Annotated in this window: 18 protein-coding genes; 7 read left to right on the top strand and 11 right to left on the bottom strand. The window is 38.3% G+C overall.

The genetic code is table 11. The features are described from left to right. Positions 1-19: 19 nt before the first annotated feature. The 8 genes from hisG to rocF all read right to left on the bottom strand — a co-directional run bounded on the left by hisG (position 20) and on the right by rocF (position 8,310). Positions 20-880 carry an ATP phosphoribosyltransferase gene (gene hisG, locus GYM62_RS07835; RefSeq protein ID WP_219958999.1) on the bottom strand — a complete coding sequence of 287 codons (861 nt, stop codon included), beginning with the start codon at positions 878-880 and terminating at the stop codon, positions 20-22. Between the two features lie 254 nt (positions 881-1,134). Next, positions 1,135-2,403, bottom strand: coding sequence for a serine hydrolase (locus GYM62_RS07830; RefSeq protein WP_219958998.1), 1,269 nt, complete (start codon positions 2,401-2,403; stop codon positions 1,135-1,137). An 87-nt stretch (positions 2,404-2,490) separates the two neighbouring features. Beyond that, complete coding sequence (locus GYM62_RS07825; RefSeq protein WP_144602435.1) at positions 2,491-2,844, bottom strand: translation initiation factor; 354 nt, start codon at positions 2,842-2,844, stop codon at positions 2,491-2,493. Positions 2,845-2,891: 47 nt separating this feature from the next. After that, entirely contained in the window at positions 2,892-3,743 is an 852-nt protein-coding gene (locus tag GYM62_RS07820; protein WP_091650395.1) for a universal stress protein, read from the bottom strand. A gap of 74 nt (positions 3,744-3,817) precedes the next feature. Next, entirely contained in the window at positions 3,818-4,726 is a 909-nt protein-coding gene (locus GYM62_RS07815) for a 1,4-dihydroxy-2-naphthoate polyprenyltransferase (protein WP_219958997.1), read from the bottom strand. A 9-nt stretch (positions 4,727-4,735) separates the two neighbouring features. Further along, positions 4,736-5,326, bottom strand: a complete 591-nt coding sequence (locus tag GYM62_RS07810) for a glutathione peroxidase (protein ID WP_219958996.1) — start codon at positions 5,324-5,326, stop codon at positions 4,736-4,738. 1 nt (position 5,327) lies between these two features. Beyond that, positions 5,328-7,118 carry an arginine--tRNA ligase gene (argS, locus tag GYM62_RS07805; protein WP_219958995.1) on the bottom strand — a complete coding sequence of 597 codons (1,791 nt, stop codon included), beginning with the start codon at positions 7,116-7,118 and terminating at the stop codon, positions 5,328-5,330. A gap of 241 nt (positions 7,119-7,359) precedes the next feature. Beyond that, a complete protein-coding gene (gene rocF, locus GYM62_RS07800) occupies positions 7,360-8,310 on the bottom strand; it encodes an arginase (protein WP_219958994.1) in 951 nt (316 codons plus the stop codon). Positions 8,311-8,601: 291 nt separating this feature from the next. Between rocF and GYM62_RS07795 the strand changes: the two genes are divergently transcribed. From GYM62_RS07795 to GYM62_RS07780, 4 genes are all read left to right on the top strand, one after another. Further along, positions 8,602-10,005: an arginine decarboxylase gene (locus GYM62_RS07795; protein ID WP_219958993.1), complete on the top strand. Its 1,404-nt coding sequence runs from the start codon at positions 8,602-8,604 to the stop codon at positions 10,003-10,005. Between the two features lie 264 nt (positions 10,006-10,269). Continuing rightward, positions 10,270-12,213, top strand: coding sequence for a hypothetical protein (locus GYM62_RS07790; protein WP_219958992.1), 1,944 nt, complete (start codon positions 10,270-10,272; stop codon positions 12,211-12,213). A 1-nt stretch (position 12,214) separates the two neighbouring features. Next, a complete protein-coding gene (locus GYM62_RS07785; RefSeq protein WP_219958991.1) occupies positions 12,215-13,039 on the top strand; it encodes a DUF2490 domain-containing protein in 825 nt (274 codons plus the stop codon). Positions 13,040-13,050: 11 nt separating this feature from the next. Further along, positions 13,051-13,518 carry a hypothetical protein gene (locus tag GYM62_RS07780; RefSeq protein ID WP_219958990.1) on the top strand — a complete coding sequence of 156 codons (468 nt, stop codon included), beginning with the start codon at positions 13,051-13,053 and terminating at the stop codon, positions 13,516-13,518. A gap of 8 nt (positions 13,519-13,526) precedes the next feature. Here GYM62_RS07780 and GYM62_RS07775 read toward each other — a convergent pair whose 3' ends face one another. From GYM62_RS07775 to GYM62_RS07765, 3 genes are all read right to left on the bottom strand, one after another. Then, on the bottom strand, positions 13,527-13,916 hold the full coding sequence (locus GYM62_RS07775; protein ID WP_144602414.1) for a response regulator: 390 nt from the start codon (positions 13,914-13,916) through the stop codon (positions 13,527-13,529). Positions 13,917-13,919: 3 nt separating this feature from the next. Continuing rightward, positions 13,920-16,511, bottom strand: a complete 2,592-nt coding sequence (locus GYM62_RS07770; protein ID WP_219958989.1) for a PAS domain S-box protein — start codon at positions 16,509-16,511, stop codon at positions 13,920-13,922. 176 nt (positions 16,512-16,687) lie between these two features. Further along, on the bottom strand, positions 16,688-17,797 hold the full coding sequence (locus GYM62_RS07765; protein ID WP_219958988.1) for an alanine racemase: 1,110 nt from the start codon (positions 17,795-17,797) through the stop codon (positions 16,688-16,690). Between the two features lie 371 nt (positions 17,798-18,168). Between GYM62_RS07765 and alaS the strand changes: the two genes are divergently transcribed. From alaS to GYM62_RS07750, 3 genes are read left to right on the top strand one after another with little or no spacing between them, the layout of a single operon-like run. Next, positions 18,169-20,793 (top strand): alanine--tRNA ligase, encoded by a 2,625-nt coding sequence (gene alaS, locus GYM62_RS07760; RefSeq protein ID WP_219958987.1) that lies wholly within the window; start codon positions 18,169-18,171, stop codon positions 20,791-20,793. Positions 20,794-20,810: 17 nt separating this feature from the next. Beyond that, complete coding sequence (gene gatB / locus GYM62_RS07755) at positions 20,811-22,271, top strand: Asp-tRNA(Asn)/Glu-tRNA(Gln) amidotransferase subunit GatB (protein WP_219958986.1); 1,461 nt, start codon at positions 20,811-20,813, stop codon at positions 22,269-22,271. 1 nt (position 22,272) lies between these two features. Continuing rightward, the gene (locus GYM62_RS07750; RefSeq protein ID WP_091650446.1) at positions 22,273-23,385 is read left to right on the top strand and encodes a TlpA disulfide reductase family protein; all 1,113 of its coding nucleotides are present in this window, start codon (positions 22,273-22,275) and stop codon (positions 23,383-23,385) included. The last annotated feature ends 127 nt before the right edge of the window (positions 23,386-23,512 follow it).

The raw sequence follows: 23,512 nt of genomic DNA, 5'->3' as shown, positions 1-23,512 counted from the left end.
TATTCGCGTTAAGAGCAATTTAAATCACCATTTTTTCAATTGGCACTACTAAGATTCCCTCTGCACCAGCGGCACGTAATTCCTCGATATTTTCCCAAAATTGATCCTCATTCAATACCGAGTGAACAGATGACCAGCCTTCTTGAGCTAAAGGAAGAATGGTAGGACTTCTCATACCTGGGATTAAGCTGACAATTTTTTCCAAAGACTCGTTTGGAGCATTCAGAAGTACATATTTATTGCTTTTTCCTTTTTGAACAGCGTTCATCCTGAAAAGCAATTTGTCTACGATTTGCTTTTTGGATTCTTCCAAATCTTTATTGGCAATCAAAACTGCCTCTGATCTGAATATTTCTTCCACTTCTTTCAGACCGTTCATCATCAAGGTGGAACCTGAACTGACGATATCACAAATTCCTTCTGCCAAACCTATACTTGGAGCAATTTCCACTGAACCGGAAATTTCATGGATAGATGCCTGTATTTTTTTGGATTCAAGGTAATCTCCAAGAATTTTCGGGTAGGAGGTAGCAATATTTTTCCCCTGAAAATATTCTATTCCGGAATACTCCTGACCTTTTGGGATGGCCAGGGAAAGTCTACACTTTGAGAATCCTAATTTTTTTAGGGTAGTGACGTCTTTGTCTTTTTCTACTAATTCGTTTTCCCCGACGATTCCCAAATCAGCCACTCCATCGGATACATAGCCTGGAATATCGTCATCTCTTAAAAAGAGGAATTCGATCGGAAAGTTGGTGGATGTGGACTTGAGTTTCCCCGTTCCATTGTAAAATTTGATGCCACATTCTTTGATGAGGCTTAATGAATCGTCTGAAAGTCTACCGCTTTTTTGAACGGCAATACGGATAATTTTTTCCATGGTAGCAAGTTACGCTAAGAAATAAAAGGCTTGTAATAAATTTTGGTGAAAGGCCGAATCCCTGTCATCGGCGTCACCGGGTGGGTGTGTAAAATAATTCCTCTCAAGAGGAATGATGGAAATGATGCAACAAATGGCTCATATGGCCTGCTGCTCTAAAAGTACAATATGTGGTTTGGATGATCATTTCTGATGGCAAAGTTAAGCACGGAATTAAAACATCCAAACCTGAAGATAGTTTTCGTTTTTTTGAATTAATTCGGGGCTTTGTATGGCCCATAAACTGCATCTCTGAACTTTTTATGTAAACCTATTCCATCATACGGGAAAAGTTGCACAAATAGGACTGCGGTTATTTCATTGACAGGATCTACCCAAAACAGGGTACTTGCAGCTCCGTCCCAAAAGAATTCTCCTACCACGCCATTATTTTCCTTTTCATCGGAAGGTGGTGCTTTTCTTACTGCAAAATCAATCCCAAACCCTACATTTCCTTTGCTTGGAAGCCAAGATTTCTCAGTAATTGAATCTGGTAAGTGGTCAGTACTCATCAATTTGATCGTCTCTGGTTTCAGAATTTGCACCCCTTTATAGCTTCCGTTATTTACCAGCATCTGAGCAAATTTCATGTAGTCATCCAATGTGCTGGTCAATCCAAACCCTCCTGGAGTAAGCGGCCATTGTTTAAAATTAAACTCATGGGCTGTAGAATCTGGTACTCGTTCCAATTGCCCTTCTCCAGTTCGATTATACATTGCGGCCACTCTATTTCTGAGATTTTCAGGGACGTAATATTGTGTTTCATTCATTCCCAGAGGATCCAGAATAGTTTGTTGAACATATTCCTTGTATGGAACTCCTGCTATTTTTTCCACCAAATATGCCTGCACATCCACAGATAGACCGTATTCCCATTGGGTTCCAGGGTGAAACCATAAAGGTGTGCTACCCATTTTTTGAGCCATACTGGCCAGGGTATTATTAAAACTTCTCGCATCTTTTTCAGCCATGACCTCACTTAGACCTGGGATATCATTTCTATTAGGAAAGCCTGCAGTATGACGGGTGATATCCCTGATGCTGATAGGTCTTTCCGCATCCACCAAGATCATTTTTCCATCTTTATCAACCCCTTGATAAACCTTCATATCTGAAAATTCCGGTAAATACATTTCAAGCGGATCATCCAACTGAAATTTTCCTTCTTCATACAGAGACATTAAAGCTACTCCAGTGACAGGCTTGGTCATAGAATATATCTTCACGATGGTGTTTCTGTCCATAGGAACACCTGCCTCTCTATCGGCATACCCAAATGCGTTGAAATAGACTTCCTCGCCTTTTTCATAAACCAAAGCTGAAATTCCTGCTACATTTCCAGACTCCACAAAGCTATTGAGCGTAGAGTCAATTCGATTTTTGACGGTCTGGTCAACCCAGAATTCTATTTTCGTTTCTTCTTTGGGACTACAGAAAGATAAAAGAAGAAGGATGATAACTAGGGGAGAAAGGGATGTTTTCATGATTTGGGTTATTGCTAGGTAGGTAGTGAGGTATATGTAGGTCTGAGTTTTTTGCTCAGTTATTTTATAAGATGTTAAATTCAATAATCAGCCACCGGATCTTTTTGCTTTGTATCCGGCACTTTGTAAAACTTGTACAACTTTGTCTCTGTGGTCACCTTGGATTAAGATTTCTCCATCTTTTGCAGAGCCCCCGACACCACATTTGGTCTTGAGCATTTTCCCTAAATCCTTTAGATCATCCTCAGTTCCAATAAACCCTTCAATCAGAGTAACCTGTTTTCCTCCACGTGCTTTTTTATCCAACATTACCTTCAGGTTTTGTTGAGCAGGAGGGAGCGTTTCCTGTGCTCCATCTTCTTCATAATTGTAATCAAAGTTGTCGCTTGTGGAGTATACTACTCCGTCTCTTTTTTTCCAATCGTTGTTTTTTCTTCCCATAATTCAATAAAAAAGCCTGCTTTTATGCAGGCAATTTACTTGTTTTTTTACTCAGCTCGAAATGTCCAAACTGGTCTTTTAGCGTGATTGACCACGTCTTCTGCTATGCTTCCGGTGATTAAATGCAAGAAACCTGTTCTTCCATGAGTTGCCATTGCAATCAAATCCGCATCGATGTCTTCGGCAAACTCAATGATTCCTGACTCCTCAGATGAAGAGTTGTAGATCTCAGCTTTGACGTTTTCGAAATCATATTTCTTTACGTAATGCTTGATTCTAGCGATTGATTCTCTGGTAGTTTCAAAGCTGCCAGGTGTATTCACATTGACCAAGTAAAGTTCAGCTCCAAACAATTTTTGCAGTCTTTTGATTCTTGCCGCAACTTCATCTGAATTTTCTCTGAAATCACTAGCAAAAACAATTTTTTTCAAATCCTTAGGATCAACTGGAGATTTGATAGTGACTACAGGGCATTTGGCATTTCTTACCACTTTTTCGGTATTCGATCCCACCAAGACCTCCTCCAAGCCGGAAGAGCCTTTTGACCCCATCACAACTAGATCTGGTTTTTCTTCATTGATGGATTCACTGATTGCCTGAAAGGCATTTCCAAGTTTTAACTTGGTTTTGAATTCAAATTTTTGGGATTTGAATTTCTCTTCCAGTTCTTTCATTTGTTTTTTCCTTCGTTCCGTCAATTCCACGAAGAAAATCTGGTTTTCAATTTCAGGCATCATTTCACCTCCACCCATTGTACCAAGGCTGGTGTTGGTTGGGATTTCGAGAACGTGAAGCACTTCCACAGTAATATTGTCCAATTTTGAGGCAAGATTAGTGGTGAAATCCAGTGCATATTGGGCTTGTTCTGAGAAGTCGTAGGGTACGAGTACTTTTGTCATGGTCAAAAAGAGTTATTGTGTTATGCCAAATTAGCATAAAATCGAGACCATAAAAGGACTTTTGTCAGCTTTTCCTAAAAAAGTAGCCCAATCCCAAAAAGAACTACCCAAAATAGGGTACTAATTGCCATTTTTTTGAGATAAGGGTCAGTTTCCTGAGCTGATTGAGCTACTTGAACTCCTCGGGCTACCTTGATCATTAAGATACTTGCTAAAAGTGCGATGAGTGAAAACCATTCACTGGAATAAATTACAAACCAAAGAAGAGCAAGATTCCCTAATATGATCAAAGACCAATTGTACTTAACTGCATTGCTTCTCCCGATTCTGACAGGAATTGATTTTTTACCCGCAAGCTTATCGGAATCTATATCCCTGATATTATTAATATTCAAAACTGCTGTACTGAAAAAACCCAAGGCTACCGCAATCAATACAGCTAAATTATTGCTACTATAGGTATGGAGAAAATACGTCCCGAGTACCCCTAATAAGCCAAAAAATATAAATACTGAAAGATCTCCCAGACCAGCATAGCCATATGGGTTTTTACCGGAAGTATAAGTGATGGACGCCCAAATTGCTGCCAAACCCAAACCCAGGAAAAGCAAGAAAATCTGCAAATCCTGAACGGCCAAATACAGAAGGGAAAGGCCTGAAATCAATGATAAAGCTCCAAATAGATACATTGCTTTTTTCATTTCAGGCAGGGTGATTAGCCCAGATTGGACCGCTCTAACCGGTCCTTGACGGTCGATCGAGTCTGCGCCATGCACAGAATCTCCGTAATCATTGGAGAGGTTAGATAGGATTTGGAGAAATACGGTGGTTAAGGAAGCTAAGACTAGTATTTCCCAACGAAATGAGTTTTGCCATGCGGCAATAAAAGAACCTGCGAAAATGCTCGCAAGCGCTAAGGGTAAAGTACGAAGCCTGACTGCATGCAGCCAGGCTTCTTTTTTTGTGTTAATTTCTCTTTTCACCAATCTAGATTATGCTTCTACCAATGAAATGATTTCTTCATCTAAAGGATTCACGGAAGATGGAAAAAACTTCATTAATTCTCCCTGCTCATTGATGTAGTATTTACAGAAATTCCATGTCGGTTCCTGATTATTCCATCCGTTTAGTTTTTCGTCAGAAAGCCATCTGTACAAAGGGTGTTTATCGAAACCTTTTACAGATATTTTTTCAAAAACAGGGAAACTGACTCCATAATTGGTTGTACAAAACTCCTTGATTTCCTCATTAGATCCAGGTTCTTGTCCACCAAAATTATTAGCCGGAAAAGCCAGAATTGCGATTTTATCTCCGAATTTTTCGTGTAATTCCTGCAATGACTCATACTGAGGAGTATAGCCGCATTTAGAAGCCACATTGACAATCAATACTTTTTTGCCCTTGTATTGACTGAAGTCAACCTCTTTTCCGTCAATATTTTTGAGTTTAAAACCATAGAATGAATTTTCCATAGAGGTATTGTTTAGTGTCATCATTCCTGCTTTCAAATGCTCAGGTCTTTCTAATGTTTTCCCACAGGAAAGTAGGACTAAAGCTAAGAGAAGGTAGAAGATGCTTTTCATGTTACATTCGATCCGGTACTGCTATGCCTAGCAAACTCATTCCTTTTTTGATTGTTTGAGCAGTTAGCGAAGAAAGGGCTACTCTAAACGTAAGAATGTTTGCGTCATCCTCATTAAAAATAGGAAGATCTGCATAAAATCGGTTATACTCCTTGGCCAAATCAAAAAGGTATTGGGCCAAAATGGATGGAGCGTAATCTTCACCAGCCTGCTTAATTTTCTTTTCAAAATCATTCAATAAGAATATCAAAGCAGATTCTGATTCTTCAATCTTACTCACGCTACTAAAATCAGGGTTTTGATAATTTACTCCAAGCTGATCTGCTTTTCTTAAAATAGATGCAATTCTTGCATGTGAATATTGAATGAATGGGCCAGTATTTCCCTGAAATTCGATGGACTCTTGAGGGTTGAAGAGCATTCGTTTTTTAGGATCCACTTTCAATAGAAAATATTTCAAAGCGCCAAGTCCCAATATCTCATACAGTTCAGCTGCTTGCTCGCTAGTAAACCCTTCAATTTTCCCTAATTCCTTGGTATGAGATTCTGCAGTGTCAATCATTTCTTGCATCAAGTCATCGGCATCCACTACTGTACCTTCTCGAGATTTCATTTTACCTGTAGGCAGATCTACCATCCCGTAGGAAAGGTGATAAAGCCCTGGCCCATAAGGTCTGCCCAGTTTACGCATGATTTTGAACAATACATCAAAGTGATAATCTTGCTCATTTCCAACCACATATACCGATTTATCTATTTGAAAATCATTGTACTTCAAGTCTGCTGTACCCATGTCTTGAGTAATATAAACGGAAGTTCCGTCACCTCTCAAAACAAGCTTTTCATCCAAGCCTTCATCAGTCAAATCAACCCAAACAGAGCCATTTTCTTTTTTGAAGAACACACCCTTTTTTAGTCCTTCTTCGACAATATCTTTCCCTAATAAATAGGTGTCGGATTCATAGTAGAATTTATCAAAGTCAACCCCCATTTTGGTGTAGGTGGCGTCGAACCCTGCATAAACCCAGGCATTCATTTGCTTCCAAAGACTAACGACATCAGGATCATTAGCTTCCCACTTTCTAAGCATTTCCTGGGCTTCCAATAAGATTGGGGCGTTCTTCTTTGCCTCTTCTTCATTTTGACCTTGCTCTATCAAAACTTTGATCTGGGATTTGTATTCTTTATCAAAAAGCACATAGTATTTCCCAGCCAAATGATCTCCCTTTAACCCTGAGGTTTCAGGACTCTCTCCATTTCCAAAATGCAGGTAAGCCACCATGGACTTACAAATATGAATTCCCCGATCATTGACCAAGTTGGCTTTGATCACCTGGTAGCCATTTGCTTTGAGGATTTCCGCAACCGAAAAGCCTAAAAAGTTATTTCTGAGATGACCCAAATGAAGTGGTTTATTGGTGTTGGGAGAGGAGTACTCCACCATTACTTTCTGCCCATTGGCAGGAAGCTGCCCCAAATTTGGATTGGAATAAATTTTTTGAAAAATATCCAGCCATGAATTTTCATTCAAAACTAAGTTCAGGAATCCTTTGACCACATTGAAATCAGCGACCTCACTGACATTTGCCTTAAGATATTCACCAATTTGGTTGGCTGTGTTTTCAGGAGTCGTTTGGCTGATTTTCAGAAATGGGAAAACCACAAATGTGTAAGTTCCTTCAAATTCCTTTCTGGTGGGTGCCAAACTCAGTTGATCTACTGTTAGATCGTGATTGAAGATATTTTGAAAGGCTTGTTGTATGCCTGAGAGGATATTTTCTTGAATATTCATGATTTTGTTAACCTTACAACAAAGAACGCGAAGGTACGCAAAGATTTTTTTTAGAACGTATGTTAAGCTATAGCAAATGCCAAACAGCAAACTTTAAATTAAATGCTATCCGAAATCAACTGAGCATCTAATGATTTGAAGATTGAAAATAAAGGCATCAAAATGACGATTTGGCATAATCGATTTTAGCCATTTATTATTCCTACTAGTTTTACTCTTCTTCCCTAGTGGTTCAACTCATTTAAAAGTTTTCAACCAGAGATTTGGTGGTAACTTCGAGTACTTCAAAGGCGTTTTCTGCCATGGTATTTTCCGTATCAAGTGTAGGGTTGACCTCTACAATTTCCCAGCAACACACTCTTTTGTCCTTGATTAATTCTGCGTTTAGCTGAATGGCTTCTTCGACAGTTAGACCGTCTGGAACTGGAGTACCTGTGCCTACAGAAATGGAGCTATCCAAACTATCCACATCAAATGAAATGTAGATTTGATCGCAATCTTTGAGAATCTCTAAGGTTTCGTTGGCAATTTGACTTATGCCTTTTTCTCTGACCTCACTGGTTTTGAAGTTTCGGATTTCATGCTTTTTGATCAGGAAATCCTCCGGGGATTCTGTATCTCTTACCGAGATGAAGACAATATCTTTTGGGTTAATTTTAGGCTGATCGCCACCGATTTTTTTGATTCTTTCCCAATACATCAAAGTGTCATCATCTGGATGATTGACCTGACATTCTTTATTGTCTAATTGAGAAACCATGGCCAAAGGCATCCCGTGCATGTTTCCTGAAGGTGTGGTGTAGGGAGTATGAAGATCTGCATGAGCATCAATCCAAACCACTCCTAATCTTAACTCAGGATTGGCAGCTTTGATGCCCATGATAGTTCCGGCTGCAGTAGAGTGGTCTCCTGCCAATACAATTGGGAATTTTTTTTCCAGGCGAAGAGATTCTATTGAGCTGTAAACATTTTTGAGGACCTGATACACCCCATCAATGTATTTGGCGTGAGGGAACTTATTTCCTTTCCAAAGGTAATTATTAGCATCAGCCACATTAATGGGCTCGAATTGGGTAAAAAAATCTGATTTTTTATCCAAAGAAGCGATTTTGAGAGCATCTATTCCCAAACTTGCACCCCGGGTGCCGGCTGCAATTTCAGAACGAACTTCTACTAGTTTGATATTTCTCATTTTCTCAAAAATTTATCGGGTTTATGCCGGCAAAGCTACTTAATACCCCCGATTTAATCCATTTAATTCAGGGATAAAGTGGTTTTCGGAAATAAGGATGGTTTTATTATTTATTTGGATGAAAACAAGTAGCCTAAACAGGTGGTTTTAAATATATGTGAAGAGAAAATTTGAACTCCTTTATAAAGATGAAGTCCTAGAGCTTTTTCCGGGATTTATGGGCTTTTAATTTGAATTCCATATTTATTGTCCAATTTTGTAAGCGTATTATAAAACATTCAACTTAGGCAAATGAATCGATATACTGATCTGATCCAACAGACTTTTGACTTTCCAACCAAAGAATTCCATGTTGAAAATAATGAGTTATTTTTTAATGGTGTGAACTTGATGGAGATCATCCAAACTTACGGCACACCTTTAAAATTAACCTATTTGCCCAAAATTTCTGAAAGTATTCAGAATGCCAAAACCTACTTCAACAATGCGATTCAAACGCATAACTATAAAGGAAAATATACCTACTGCTATTGTACAAAATCTTCTCATTTCAGCTTCGTATTGAATGAAGCCTTGAAAAACGACATCCATATAGAGACTTCCTCAACCTTCGATATTCCTTTGGTGAGAAGTCTTTATGCAGAAGGAAAAATAACCAAGGATACCTTTATTATTTGCAATGGGTTCAAAAGAGAGTTGTACAAGCAATACATTTCCGAATTGCTAAATGACGGGTTTAAAAACTGTGTTCCTATTCTAGATAATTTAAGTGAGATTGATTACTACTTGGAGCATGTGAAAGTTCCATTCCAAGTGGGTATTCGTATCGCTGCTGATGAAGAACCAAAGTTTGGATTTTATACATCTAGACTGGGAGTACGTTATAATGATATTATCAGCTTGTATGAGGAAAAAATCAAGGATAATCCTCAAGTAAGCTTGAAAATGCTCCATTTCTTTATCAATTCAGGAATTAAGGATACTGCCTATTACTGGTCTGAGTTGACTCGCTTTATCCAAAAATATGTGGACCTGAAGAAGGTAGCTCCAAGCTTGGATACCATGGATATTGGAGGGGGATGGCCTATCAAAACAAACGTGTTTTTTGACTACGACTACCAATATATGGCGGATCAAATTGTCAAAAATATCAAATGGATGTGCGCTAAAAACCACACCGATGAGCCCAATATTTTTACTGAATTTGGAAGTTACACAGTGGGAGAGAGCGGTGCTGTTCTTTACAGTATTTTGGATGAAAAACTCCAAAATGACAAAGAGCTTTGGTACATGATTGATGGATCTTTCATTACTCAATTGCCAGATAGCTGGGGTTTGAATCAGAAATATATCATGCTAGCTGTAAACAACTGGGATGAGGAATATCACAATATTTCTTTGGGAGGTTTGACTTGTGATAGCATGGATTATTACAACTCCGAAGCTCACCAATTCAATATCTACTTGCCTAAAGTGGAGCAAGGTAAAAAACAATACATCGGCTTTTTCCACACAGGTGCTTATCAGGAATCTTTGGGAGGGTATGGAGGAATCCAACATTGCTTGATTCCGGCTCCCAAGCATGTGTTGATAGACAGGGATGAAACCGGTAGCATTGTTCATAAATTATTTGCGAAAGATCAAACTGAGGAAAGTATGCTCAAAACATTGGGCTATTCCCCAGTTGAGAAGTGATAAATTGAGGAGAAAGTCTACACTTTGTAGATTTTCTCCTTTTTTTGGTTATCAAACCATGAAAGGTGTAGTTTTTCACATTCAGTAATTTAAGATTATTTAAAAAGTGCTTCTCCCATAATAAATTTGCAGTTTAGATGCACTGGGGGAATTATATAACCCTTTTTTAAAGGAACACGAAAAAAATAATAAGCAGGAACTAATTGAGTTTGCTGAGGTTTTTTAAAAGTTAGTTTCTGGTGATATTCTTGATTCAATTGGCCTATGAAGTTTTCAAGATGCTTTCTTGTTTTAGCCCTTTTATACAGTAATGACATTTGGGGACAGGAAAAAAAGATTTATAGCGGTGCTTATTCATGGAGAGGATTCGAGGGAAAAGCTGACTTTGAATTTTATTCTTTCGATAAAGATTCTGTGGTTTTAGATGGAGATTTTAAATTCCAATCTAAAAAGTTGCCTCAAAAGGATGAGCTCTTAAAGGTGCTGGTGGAAGGCGCCTATGATAGAAATAAGAAAGCCCAGAAATGGAATTACCTCACAGAAGATTATAAAGTCACTATAAGGGATGTAAAGGACCTTGAGCTTGTGGCTGATTTAAGTGGAACTCTGATTGAATTAAAGGCTAATTACGAAGGAGGGGTGCCCTCAGGAAATTGGGTGTATGAGGAATATTCAGTAGACGGCCCAAGAAAGGTAAGAAGGGCATTTTCTGATCAATTACTTTTTAAAACAGGAGATCTTTCCGAAAAACTTGAAATTCAGTTTAGAAACAATGGCAGGGCCGAGTTTATAAGAGGTAAACTGCTTGAAAACGGTGTGATGGACGGGGAATGGGTAATTGTCTACCGAGAAGGGGAGAAGCTCATTTCAGAAGTCCGAAATTATTTAAACGGCTTTTTAATCGGAATGGTCAAGAGGGACTTGAAGACTGACCAACTGATCATGGATAAGGTTTATTTTGAAACCATAGATAAGCTTAATTTATTGGATCAAGGGAAAAATACTGGATTTAGAGTTGCAGATAGGGTTTTTAATCTGGATTACCGAGATGGATTTTTAAGTGACTCAGAAGAGGCTAAATCTCAGAACGCAGGAAATCAATTCATAAAAGAATTCCTAAGTAAACTTTTAAAGTTTGAATCCTCCTATGTGAATGCAGCAGGGCAATTGATTGATTACCCAATGCATACCAGAAGGATGGTGTATGAATTTAACCGCACTCAGCAGAGGCTGATAGAGACCATTCCGGGAAGCTATAAAAGTCTCATCTCCAATATTCAAACCTATCTCTATGATGATTCCTTTGTGTTGAATAAAAACTCTTCAGAGTCTATGGCTTATGCTTATCAAATTCACAGTGATTTCGAAAATAGACTGAAAGGATTGGAAGAGTTGGTCAACCTTCTGGAAACAAAGGATATTCAATATCATGATGTGTCATTATTGGAAAAATCTCTGGAAAATAAGTTCCCTAAGGAAATCCCAATCAAATTCACTTATGGCGGAGAAAGTGTTAACAGATCCTTGTCTTTTTCTAAAGAAGAATTTTCTAAAGGCTTTTTTAGAGGATTAGACTCCTGGTTGACACAGATATCAGAATTGATTGATCAACAGCAAGATTTGGTAGATGAATCATTATTTGTAATTAGGCAAGATTCTGAACTCCTTGACTTGGAAAAGCAAATTGCTCAAAAGTCTGAGGCAACCAGAAATCTATATCAGGAGGACTTTGCTAATGAATATGTCAAAGCAGTCTATGAGCAATTATATACTCAAACATTACAAAAGCTGACGGGTGATTTTGCGAAGGAGCAGGAATTTGATAAGAAGAAGGCAATAGGTCAAAACATACTGGACTTGCTTTCTACCCTTATTTCTAATTACCCTGAATTATTGGAGTTGGATAGCTACTCACAGCAGGTTGACGAGCTTTATCAAGAAGAGGTATTTAATCCATTTACTTATAGCCGCTACAATCAAAGAATTAAGCCCAAATTATACGATGCATACGAACGCCTGATGGAATATTACCAAGGACAATTGATGCAGGAAAGGAATCCTAAACAGCTCCCAGTTTGGATTCAGAAAATTCAAACGCTCTCCTCCAAGATGGTTGCCTTAGTGGATCAAGACACCAAAAGCATAGAAAGGAGCATCAACAAGAGAGCTTCCATTTCAAAATTAGAACAATCACTAGGGCTTCAATAAAATGAAAAGATTGATCAATAGGGTCCATCAGTTAAGTCTGATCCTGATATTCTTTGTAACCTCTTTTGGTTTGGCTTTAGCTCAAAGTCCTCCTGTGACGGAGCCTCAAGGTTTACCCGCCACAACTGAACTCTGGAATGGATTGTACCTTAAACTGAGGCTATCGGAAAAGTGGTGGTGGTATCAAGAAAATCACTATCGAAGAAGGAGCAGTATTGATAACAGAAGTGATTTTGTGGGTAGAATGGGACAGGTTTATAACCGTTTCGGAATGACCTATTTATTCACAGACAATTTCGAAGTTACTTTCGGTCCGACCTTAGTTTGGAATTACACACCTGAACCTGGAAATCCGGAATTTGAGACCTCTGTCTTAGAACCTAGAATTTGGCATCAATGGTTGCTTACTCAGGGAGTTGGCAGGGTAAAGGTTCTTCATCAATTTAGATTTGAGCATAGATTCAAGCGTTTAAATAACGTAGGTGATGACTATGATTTTACCAATAGATATCGCTATAAAATCACTGCTTATGTTCCATTGAATAAGCCGAAAATGGAAAATAAGACCTTTTTTATTGCTCCGTCCAATGAGATATTCTTCGAAACCGGCAAGACTAAGCTGAATATTTTTGAAGAAAACCGTCTTTACACGGCAATTGGTTATACCTACAACAACCTCATGTTTTTTGGTGGACATATGTGGACTTATGGTCCGACATCCACTTTGGGTATTTACCGAAACAGACATATTATTCGCTTGAATATTATGTACACATTTGATTTTAGAGGTAACCGAAAACCATTGACCAGAGACTTCCAATTTTAAGGTTAAAAATCATGAAGAAATTTGGCTTATTGCTGATCGCAATTACTTTATCCATGAGCGTTCATGCTCAATATCAAAAGCAGTGGAGGATATCCCAGGGCTATGATTTTCGATTTCAACCTGGGTTTTTTGCGATGAATATATCGGGTGAATATTTCCCCATTCATTATTTATCTGTTAGTCCCAGTGTATCTGTATATCTCCCAGCAACAGGAAAAGCGACTGGAGTAAATTTAGATGCACGGTATTATTTGACGGAAAAAAAATATCAATGGTACGCTTCTTCAGGATACGGGTATTATAAGAGAGTATTTGAGTTGAGTGAGAATCCACCTGTAAATCTCCACATATTCAATGTGGGTACTGGACTCCAATGGAAACTACTCGATCAATTGGGTTTGAATCCTGAGATTCAAAGGCAGTTTGGACAGAGGAGTACTTGGACTGTAAAGCTTGGGGTAGTTTATTTTATCAATTGACAGATTTCTTAATCCATCATGTCAAATATTTCTGTCACCATATTGGCAGTGATTGGTTTAATTCTAAAATAATCCTGCATCCCATACTTTTGAGCTTTAAGTTCATCCTGACTGTCAATAGAGCTTGTCAGAATGAAAATGTAAATCTTTTTTTCAATGGCTAACTTCGTGAACTCCTCCAAAAATTGCCATCCATCCCAAATAGGCATATTTAGATCCAATAGGATTAATTCAGGTAAAGGTATTTTTTTCTCGAACTTTTCTCTGAGTGCAAAATATGCTTCCTCTCCATTAGCATAGCGGATGAGTTCCTTCACTTTTCCACTGGCACCCAAAAATTTTTCTGTTAGGAAGACATGAATAGGATCATCCTCAATTAAGCAAGCTAGGTCAATCATGATTTAATTCTTATTTAAAAAAACTTTAAAAATTGTTCCTACTGTAACTTTACTCTCTACTTCGATTTTTCCACCCATAGCTTCGATCTGGTTTTTAGTGATATAAAGTCCTACGCCCCTCGAATCATCATGTTTGTGAAAAGTCTTGTACATTCCAAATAAAGAATTCGAATATCTCTCCAAATCTATCCCCAGACCATTGTCTTCAAACTGAATTTCTATGTTTTCTGAGTGGTTAATTGTTTTGACTTTTACGAAACTATCCTTTTCAGGATCTTGGTATTTTATGCCATTGGTAAGAAAATTCAGCACTATACTATCCAAATATGCAGGAATTGCCATTACTTTCAAAGCGGGATCTACTTCATTAATCAGTTTCACGCTTGACTTTTGACTTGCCATTTGTAGGCTTTGTAAGGCTTTTTCCACCACATCATACAAATTGAGCGCTTTTTTTGGATAGGAGGATTGTAAGTTTACATTGACTATTTGGGTTAAATGTTCAATAGTCTCTTTAAGATTGTCGGATGCTTGTTTGAGCAATTTGACCAATTCATTTTGAAAATATTCCGGACTTTCTATTTCTAAAAACTCCAGAAGTTGTACCATTCCACCACTGTGGGAACGAAGATTATGAGATACGATATGGGCAAAATTCTTTAAACGCTCGTTTTGGTCTTCACTGGTCTGTAATAACTTTTCTATTTGAGCTTGTGCATGCTTTAAATCAGTAATATCTATGATCTGAGAAATAAAATAAAGTAATTTATCCTCGGTATCTCTTACTGCTGATACTGAAAGCAGTGCATGGATTTCTTCCCCGTTTTTATGAAAATATCTTTTTTCAATCTGATACGTTTGTCGCTCTCCTCTTATGGTTTCATACAACAATTCTAAATCTGCATTGAGATCTTCGGGATGGGTGATGTCCTGAAAGGTCAGCTTCAAAAGTTCTTCACGACTGTATCCTATCATTTCGCAAAGTCTGTCGTTGACATTTTTCCATTTTCCTTCGGTAGACACTATAGCCATCCCAATCCCCGCATTCTCAAAATTTCTTTGAAAAGCAGACATGGAAATTTTCAGTTGCTCAGCTGTTTCTTTGACTTTCGTGATATCCTGGGTGTAAATCAATGCACCACCAATATTCCCCTGTTTATTATACCATGGTTTGCACTCCCATTTGATCCATTGAATTTCCCCGTTTTCATAAACTAACTTTTCCTCGTCTTTTTTTCGGGAATTGCCTTTTAAGCTATCCTCAAAAATTTCCTGCCAGTTTTGATTTGATTTCGGGAAAGTTTTAAAAAAGGAATTACCGATGATTTTTTTACCGGTTAGTCCATAGTCTCTAATCCATTTAGAAGAAGCGGAGAGGTAGTTCATTTCTTTGTCAAACATCGCAATAGATGTCGGTGCCTGCTGAATAAAAATGGCTTGTTGCTCAATTTCATTTTTGGTTTCAGTTATATCCTGATGAGTTCCAAACATCATCAACGGCTTGCCTTCCTCAGTCCATGAAAACACCTTTCCTCTATCATACACCCAAACCCAATGCCCGTCTTTATGCTTCATTCTGGCCTCACATTCGTAAAAATCTGTTTTTTTCTCAAAACAGTCTTGAAGCTTTTTAGAGGAAACTTCAAGGTCTTCAGGATGAGCCAATTTTGTCCAAGTCTCTATAGAAATTGGGGCTAATTCGGCCAGCGTGTATCCTGTGATTTCGGCCCACCTTTCATTAAACACAGCCTCGCCCGTTTGAACATTCCATTCCCAGGTTCCAAGATTAGTCCCCTCAATAGCGTTTTTAAACTTTGCCTGCTCAGCTTGGAGTTTAAGTCTATTGATTTTGCGTTGGTGGATGTCTTGAAAAGTCCCGTATAACCTAATACATTTTCCATCGGCAAATTCCGGAAGTCCAATGGCCCGAACCCACTTTTCTTTTTTATTATATGTTAAAAGGATAAGTTCGACATCATAAGGTTCTCCCTTTTCAAGAGCATTTTTTATGACTCGTTGGATTAATTCTTTACTATGCCCATCCTTATAAAAATCTATCGCAGTTTCCAGGTCAGGTTGAAAATCATCAGGTACTTCATGTATCAATCTGGTTACTCGGCTCCAATAGGGCTTTTGGGTTTCTAAATCAATGTTCCAGTATCCGATTTTTGAAGCTAAGTTGCATTGAAAAGTAAAGTCCTCCTGCTCAATTTTCGCAGTTTGGTCTTTGATGAAAAATAACAAATCCGTAGAGTCTGCTTTTAATCTCTGTCCAATAAGTTGGAGATGAAGACGTTTGCCATTTGCATGTTTGGCTCGGAGTATAAAATTTATTTTCCCTCCTCTTTCAGAAGAAATTTTTCCTACTGCATCCAAAAATGCCGTGAGATCTGAAGGCTGAACGAGATTAAAAAAACCGGGATAATTCTTTCCAATAGGAAAGCCTAAAAGATTTTTAAGCGATATATTGCTTTTTTCCTCCCAATCCGAATTTTGTGTGAGTTGTAAAATCCCATCGCATAATTCAGTTTCAATCAGGTTGAGGATGTTTTTTGAAGAGGAAAATTCTTCAAAAAGAGGTGAAATGCTGCTCATTAATACATTTTTATTTCTAGCCTTTATTAATAGGCTATCATGTAGAGAATTAAGGAATTAGGAAGGAGGAAGTTGACCCAACAGTCTTCATTCACAATTCAATCATAATGATAACTCATAATCGTAAAATTGGTTTTGATTGATTTTTTAGGTCATTTGATTATCAAATAACTGCATTAGCAGACTCCCTCAGCATGATCTATTGTCTGACCATCCAAACTCAAATATGAAGCCATAGCATCTGCTGTCATACAGGAATGAACAGGAAGTATTCCTATCACATCTCCAATTTTCACCTTTTGAAGAAAGCTTTCTGAAGCCTTAATAATACCATGCTCCTGAGAAATACTTTTCAAATAAGACCTTTCGCTTGGTTCAGAAATTTTCCAACCAGATTCTTCCAGTTGGACCACTTCGCCGAAATTATTTGTGCCATCAGGCTCTTTCAACACATCTTTGGCCAAATGAACCCCACCACCATGAACAAGCACTTCTTTTCTCTCTTTATTAATATCAACTACTGGAACTGCAAGAGCAACAGCTATCTCTTCTTTTGAACAACCTCCGAGATTGGCCTGCATTAGGTCAAAAAAGACAAAATTTCCAGGTCCCATTTCATCGATATCTCCGAAATCTTCCATCACTGCACAACCGGGAGTGTCTCCTGTTCGAGTAACTAGTTGGGGATATTCAGATCGATACTTGGCCTTCAGCATGCCTAATGCATTTCTTGTTTGCTCATATAGTTCTGGAATGTCTGGCTTATAATAGGAATGGCCTGCGTGGATATAAAAACCTTTGAAATATAGCTTTTTGGACTTCTTAGCTGTTCTCAAGATTTCTTCTATCAGGCCAAAATCTGAAACTTTGACGCCTGTTCTGCCATATCCAGCATCTATTTCTATGAAGAAACCTACTTTTTCAGACAATTGGTCTACTAATTTTTGAGTAGTGATTGGGTTTACCAATTGAACAGAAAGGCTTTGATTTTTGGCTAATTCATTCAGCTTTTTTATCTCCAATGGATTAAAAGGAAAAGCTATATGGATATTTTCCCATCCTTGACCACATAAATAAGCAGCCATCTTGATTGAGGAAGCTGTTATTTCCTTGATTCCAAAATCCTTTGCCCAAGTCCCAATAACTCTAGATTGAGCAGTCTTCCAGTGTGGAGCAAGTTTCATTTCATGCCGAGCAGCTTTATCTGCCATTCGTTTGATATTTGCCCGGCATTTTTTCTCATCGATCAACAGAGTAGGGGAAGTGATTTTTGATAGGTAGGTCATTGAGGTTTGATAGCATTAAAATTTACCTGAAAGTAAAAAAGATTTTTGAGCTTGGAAATGAATAATTCATGAATTACTGCTATCCAATAAGCATTGGAGACCAAAATTAGAGATTGATTGAAATACTGATTTTGACTATTTCTTTCGTGATTTTGTACTTCGGAAGGATTGAACAAAACTAGTATCCTGTTTATTTCATTTTTTTGAGTTGGATTTTGGAATTTTAGCCTCCGATTTTGAAACAATTGTAGAATTTGTCCGCACCCTTAGCGATAGCCCGCCAATTGTACTAATTTTGTGTCCCAAAATAAAAGGCCGATTTTAGCGGACTTGTATCCAATATTCAACACCTTAAGCGCAGTCTAAACTTCATGGAAGCAAAAAAAATCCGAAGTACATTCATTGAGTTTTTCCAGTCTAAACAGCATCAGTTTGTTCCTTCTTCTCCAATAGTTGTTAAAAATGATCCTACCCTGATGTTTACAAACGCAGGGATGAATCAATTTAAAGATGCTTTTTTAGGGAATGAGCAACCTAAATACGCCCGTGTAGCCAATTCACAAAAATGTCTTCGTGTTAGTGGAAAGCACAACGACTTGGAAGAAGTCGGAGTGGACACTTACCACCACACCATGTTTGAAATGCTGGGCAATTGGTCATTTGGAGATTATTTCAAAAAAGAAGCTATTGAATGGGCTTGGGAATTATTGACTGAGGTGTATCAATTACCAAAAGACAGACTATATGTTTCTGTTTTTGAAGGTGACCAAGATGACAATTTACAAATGGATCAAGAGGCCTATGATTTCTGGAAAAAAATTGTTCCAGAAGATAGAATCATCATGGGCTCCAAAAAGGATAATTTTTGGGAAATGGGAGATACAGGTCCTTGTGGTCCTTGTTCAGAAATCCACATTGATTTGCGCTCTGAGGAAGAAAGAAAGCAAGTTGCCGGGAAGGATCTGGTAAATAATGATCACCCTCAAGTCATTGAAATATGGAACTTGGTGTTTATGCAGTACAACAGACTTTCTGATGGAAGTCTAAAAGAATTGCCTGCCAAGCATGTTGATACTGGAATGGGCTTCGAGCGACTTGTAAGAGCAATACAGCATAAATCGTCCAATTATGACACTGATTTGTTTATGCCTTTCATTTCTTTTTTGGAAGGTAAATCTGGGAAAAAGTATGGGCAAGATGAGCAAACTGACATTGCATTTAGGGTTATCGTCGACCATATAAGAGCAATTTCTTTTACTATAGCAGATGGGCAATTGCCATCCAATAATAAAGCTGGCTATGTGATCAGAAGAATTCTTAGAAGAGCTGTGAGGTATGGATATACTTTCTTGGATTTTCAGGAGCCATTTTTATATGAATTGAGCCCATTGATCTCAGCCAACTTTGGGGAGATTTTTCCAGAGGTAAAACAACAGCAGGAGTTTATTGCAAAAGTGATTCAGGAAGAGGAAACATCTTTTCTGAGAACCTTGGATAAAGGCTTAAAGATGCTGGATCAAATCAAGGCAGACTTGAGAGCTCAAAATGAAACCGTGATTTCAGGAAAAACTGCCTTTGAATTATATGATACCTATGGTTTTCCATTGGACTTAACTTCTTTAATTGCAAGAGAAGGTGGCTTTTCACTGGATGAAAAAGGCTTTGCTTCTGAGATGGAAAAACAAAAAAATCGATCTAGAGCAGCTTCAGAATCCGAGACCGGAGATTGGGTTTCAGTGCATGATGATGAAGGTGTGGACTTTATAGGTTATGATTTTACTGAGGCTTATTCCCACATCATCAAATACAGGGTAGTAAAGGATAAAAAAGGAGATAAGTATCAGTTAGTGCTGGACAAAACTCCATTTTATGCTGAAAGTGGCGGTCAGGTAGGAGATACCGGCTACTTGATATCTGAATCGGAAAAAATAAGAGTAGTAGACACCAAAAAGGAAAATGATCTGATTGTTCATTTCGTTGAAAAACTGCCAACGGATCCAAGTTTGAGGTTTTCAGCTGAGGTGGATAAGCGAAAGCGATCCTTAACCATGAATAATCATACTGCTACTCATTTGTTGCAGTCTGCTCTAAAGCAGGTGTTAGGAGATCATGTACAGCAAAGAGGTTCCTTGGTGAATGATCAAGTCCTGAGATTTGATTTCTCCCACTTTGCTAAGATGACTGAAGAAGAAATCTCTCAGGTTGAAGACATAGTCAATTCCAAGATCCGGGAAAATATCCCGCTTTTGGAAAAAAGAAATGTCCCTATTGAAGAAGCTAAGCAAATGGGCGCAACTGCTTTGTTTGGTGAAAAATATGGGGATTATGTGAGAGTAATCACCTTTGATCCAAACTTCTCAGTCGAACTTTGTGGTGGTACACATGTTCCTTCCACAGCACAAATTGGGCTATTCAAGATTCTTTCAGAGGGATCTGTAGCTTCAGGGGTTCGAAGGATAGAAGCTATTACTTCTTTGGAAGCAGAGAAATATCTGAAAGCTCAGGAAAATCTCTTGAAAGAACTTCAGGACCTGTTAAAGAATCCTAAAGATTTGAAGAAAGCAGTGGAATCATTGTTGCAGGAAAAAGCTGAATTGAAGAGCGAGCTGGATAAATTATATCAAGAGAAAGCCTCAGGAGTTAAAGCTGATCTTTTGAAGCAATTTGTAGAAAAGGATGGAGCAAAAATTCTTTTGGCTCAAATTAGCCTTCCGAATGCAGACTCCTTGAAGAAATTGGCTTATGAATTGAAAAATGAAGTAGCTGATGCATTTGTAATTCTTGCAGCAGAAATCGAAGGAAAACCGCAAATAGCTGTTATTTTGGACGAAAATTTGATCTCGTCTAAAAACTTGAATGCGGGTCAAATTGTCCGTGAATTAGCCAAGGAGATTCAGGGTGGAGGAGGAGGTCAACCTTTCTTTGCTACTGCAGGTGGTAAGAAACTGGAAGGCCTTCCAGACGTGATTAGCAAGGCAAAGCAAATGTTTTTATAAGCGCTGAATAAGTAAATATGATTAGCGAAGATTTAAGAAATAAATATCAGTTGGTAATTGGGCTGGAGGTTCATGCCCAATTGCAGACTGTGAGTAAAATATTTTCAGCCGATTCTACTGAATACGGTAATCTTCCTAATACCCAAATATCTGTAATTACCCTAGGGCATCCAGGCACATTACCGAAGATCAATAAAAAGGTGGTAGAGTATGCAGTGAAAATGGGGTTAGCCTGTAATTCTGAAATCACGCGATTTAATATTTTCTCCCGAAAAAATTATTTCTATCCAGACTTGCCTAAGGGCTATCAAATTACCCAAGATAAAGGGCCTATTTGCGTGGGTGGAACAGTACCTATTCAGCTTTCAGACGGAACCAAAAGAGATATCCGACTCAATCGGGTACATATGGAAGAGGACGCCGGTAAATCAATTCACTTGGCAGGTGAAACAGATACTTTGGTGGATTTTAACAGAGCAGGTACTCCATTAATTGAAATCGTTTCTGAACCGGATATGCATAGCCCGGAAGAGGCTTATGCTTTTTTGACTGAGATTAAAAAGCTCGTTGAATATTTAGAAATATGTGATGGAAACATGGAGGAGGGATCTCTTCGATGCGATGCTAACGTATCTGTCATGCTCAAGGGCGCCAAAGAACTTGGAAAAAAAGTTGAAGTGAAGAACATGAATTCTTTCAGAAATGTCTTTCGGGCTATTGAGCACGAGCATGAAAGAATAATCGGGCTGTTGGAAGAAGGCAAGGAAATTGTCTCTGAAACAAGAACTTTTGATGCCAATTCGGGTACTACTGCCAGCATGCGTACCAAGGAAGATTTAAATGATTACAGGTATTTTCCTGAGCCTGACTTGAGTCCGGTGGTGATTTCTGAAGAATGGTTGAGCTCCATTCAAGAACAGATGCCAGAGCTTCCTCGTGAACTGCAATCCAGGTTTGTCAATGACTACGGGCTTCCAGATTATGATGCAGGTTTCTTGACAGAATCAAGGTCCATTGCCTTATGGTTTGATAATCTTTGTAAAATCACTTCTAATTATAAAGCGGCATCCAACTGGATGATGGGACCGATTAAGTCCTATTTGAATGAAAGTGGAGCCTCAATTTCAGATTTTCCGATTCCGGCTTCCAAGTTGGGAGAATTGATTGCGATGATTGATGAGGGGCATGTTAGCTTCACAGCTGCTCAGCAAAAAATTTATCCTGAAATGCTTAATCAATCTGAAGAAAGTCCTCTTCAAATTGCTCAGCGGTTAAATTTGATCCAGGAAAGCGATGAAGATTCTTTGTTGCCTATAGTCGAAAGTGTGATCAGTGAAAATGCTTCTAAGGTAAAGGAGTATAAATCAGGTAAAAAGGGATTAATGGGGATGTTTATGGGACAGGTGATGAAAAAGTCTCAAGGAAAGGCAGATCCAAAAGTCGCCACTAAATTATTGACAAAAATTCTAGACAATTAATATGAAAAAAATACTCAGCTTAAGTTTTCTGGCTGTTTTCACAATATTGGTTTCCTGTGGAAGCAGACAGTCTAATACGGATGGAAAAGTCCTTGTTTCGGGGAAAGTTGAAAATGCTCCGGCAGGAGTGGTGGTTCTTTCTCAGTTTACAGAATCAAGACCAAAGGTTTTAGATACCTTGGAGGTTAACTCCAAAGGGGAATTTGAATATGAGGTGGCTGTTGATTCTCCTACCTTTTATGAATTGAATCTTTATGGTCAACGCTCAGTAAGGCTAGCTCTTTTGGATGAAAATGTGCAGGTTTATTATGATTTCTCCAAACCAGAGGAAATTAAAATCGAGGGTTCTCAAGACTCTCAGGAGATGCTCAAACTGGAAAAGCTGATGAATGATTATCAAGCTGAAGTGAATAAGCTAAACGAAGCTTATTATGAAGCCATGAGTAGTAATAACTCAGATGCGATCCGAAGTATCCAAGAGCAGGCAATGGAATTGGAAGCTCAGCAATCTGAAAAAGTAAAAGCGACTATAGAAAGTATGGGAGATAGCTTTGCCTCTCTTGCTGCGGTAGGCTTATTAAATCCAAAAAATGATTTTCCATTTTTGGATCAATTGGTTTCTGATCTGAATGAAAACTACCCTAACACGAAATCAATCCTTCAGTTAAAACAGCAACTGGATGAAATGAGAAAGTTATCTGTAGGGCAACCTGCCCCTGAAATTGAATTACCTAATCCTCAAGGGGAAATGGTAAAGCTTTCTGATATGAAAGGGAAGTACGTGCTGATTGATTTTTGGGCTGCTTGGTGTAAGCCTTGTCGTCAGGAAAATCCTAATCTTGTAAGAATGTACAATCTTTATAAAGATAAAGGCTTTGAAGTATTTGGAGTCTCTTTAGACAGAACCAAAGAAGACTGGTTGAAAGCCATTGAAGACGATGGTCTGACTTGGACTCATGTTTCAGATCTTCAGTATTTTAATTCCAAAGCTGCAGAGACCTATCAAATCAATGCCATTCCAGCTACTTATATGCTGGATCCTGATGGGAAAATCATCGCTAAAGATTTACGCGGACCTAGTCTTGAAAATAAGCTTGCAGAGATTTTTGATTAATATTTCTGACCAAAAATGAAGAACCCTGTCACCAAAAATGACAGGGTTTTTTTATGAAAAAAACCTTCGTTTTAGCGAAGGTTTTCAGAGCAGAAATTCTATTTCATAAAAGGAAGGAGGAAAAAGT

The sequence above is a fragment of the Algoriphagus sp. NBT04N3 genome (genome assembly GCF_019443765.1).
GTDB classification, from domain to species: Bacteria; Bacteroidota; Bacteroidia; order Cytophagales; family Cyclobacteriaceae; genus Algoriphagus; species Algoriphagus ornithinivorans.
Note: the sequence above shows the minus strand (reverse complement) of the source record. Positions and strands in the feature narration are given on the sequence as shown.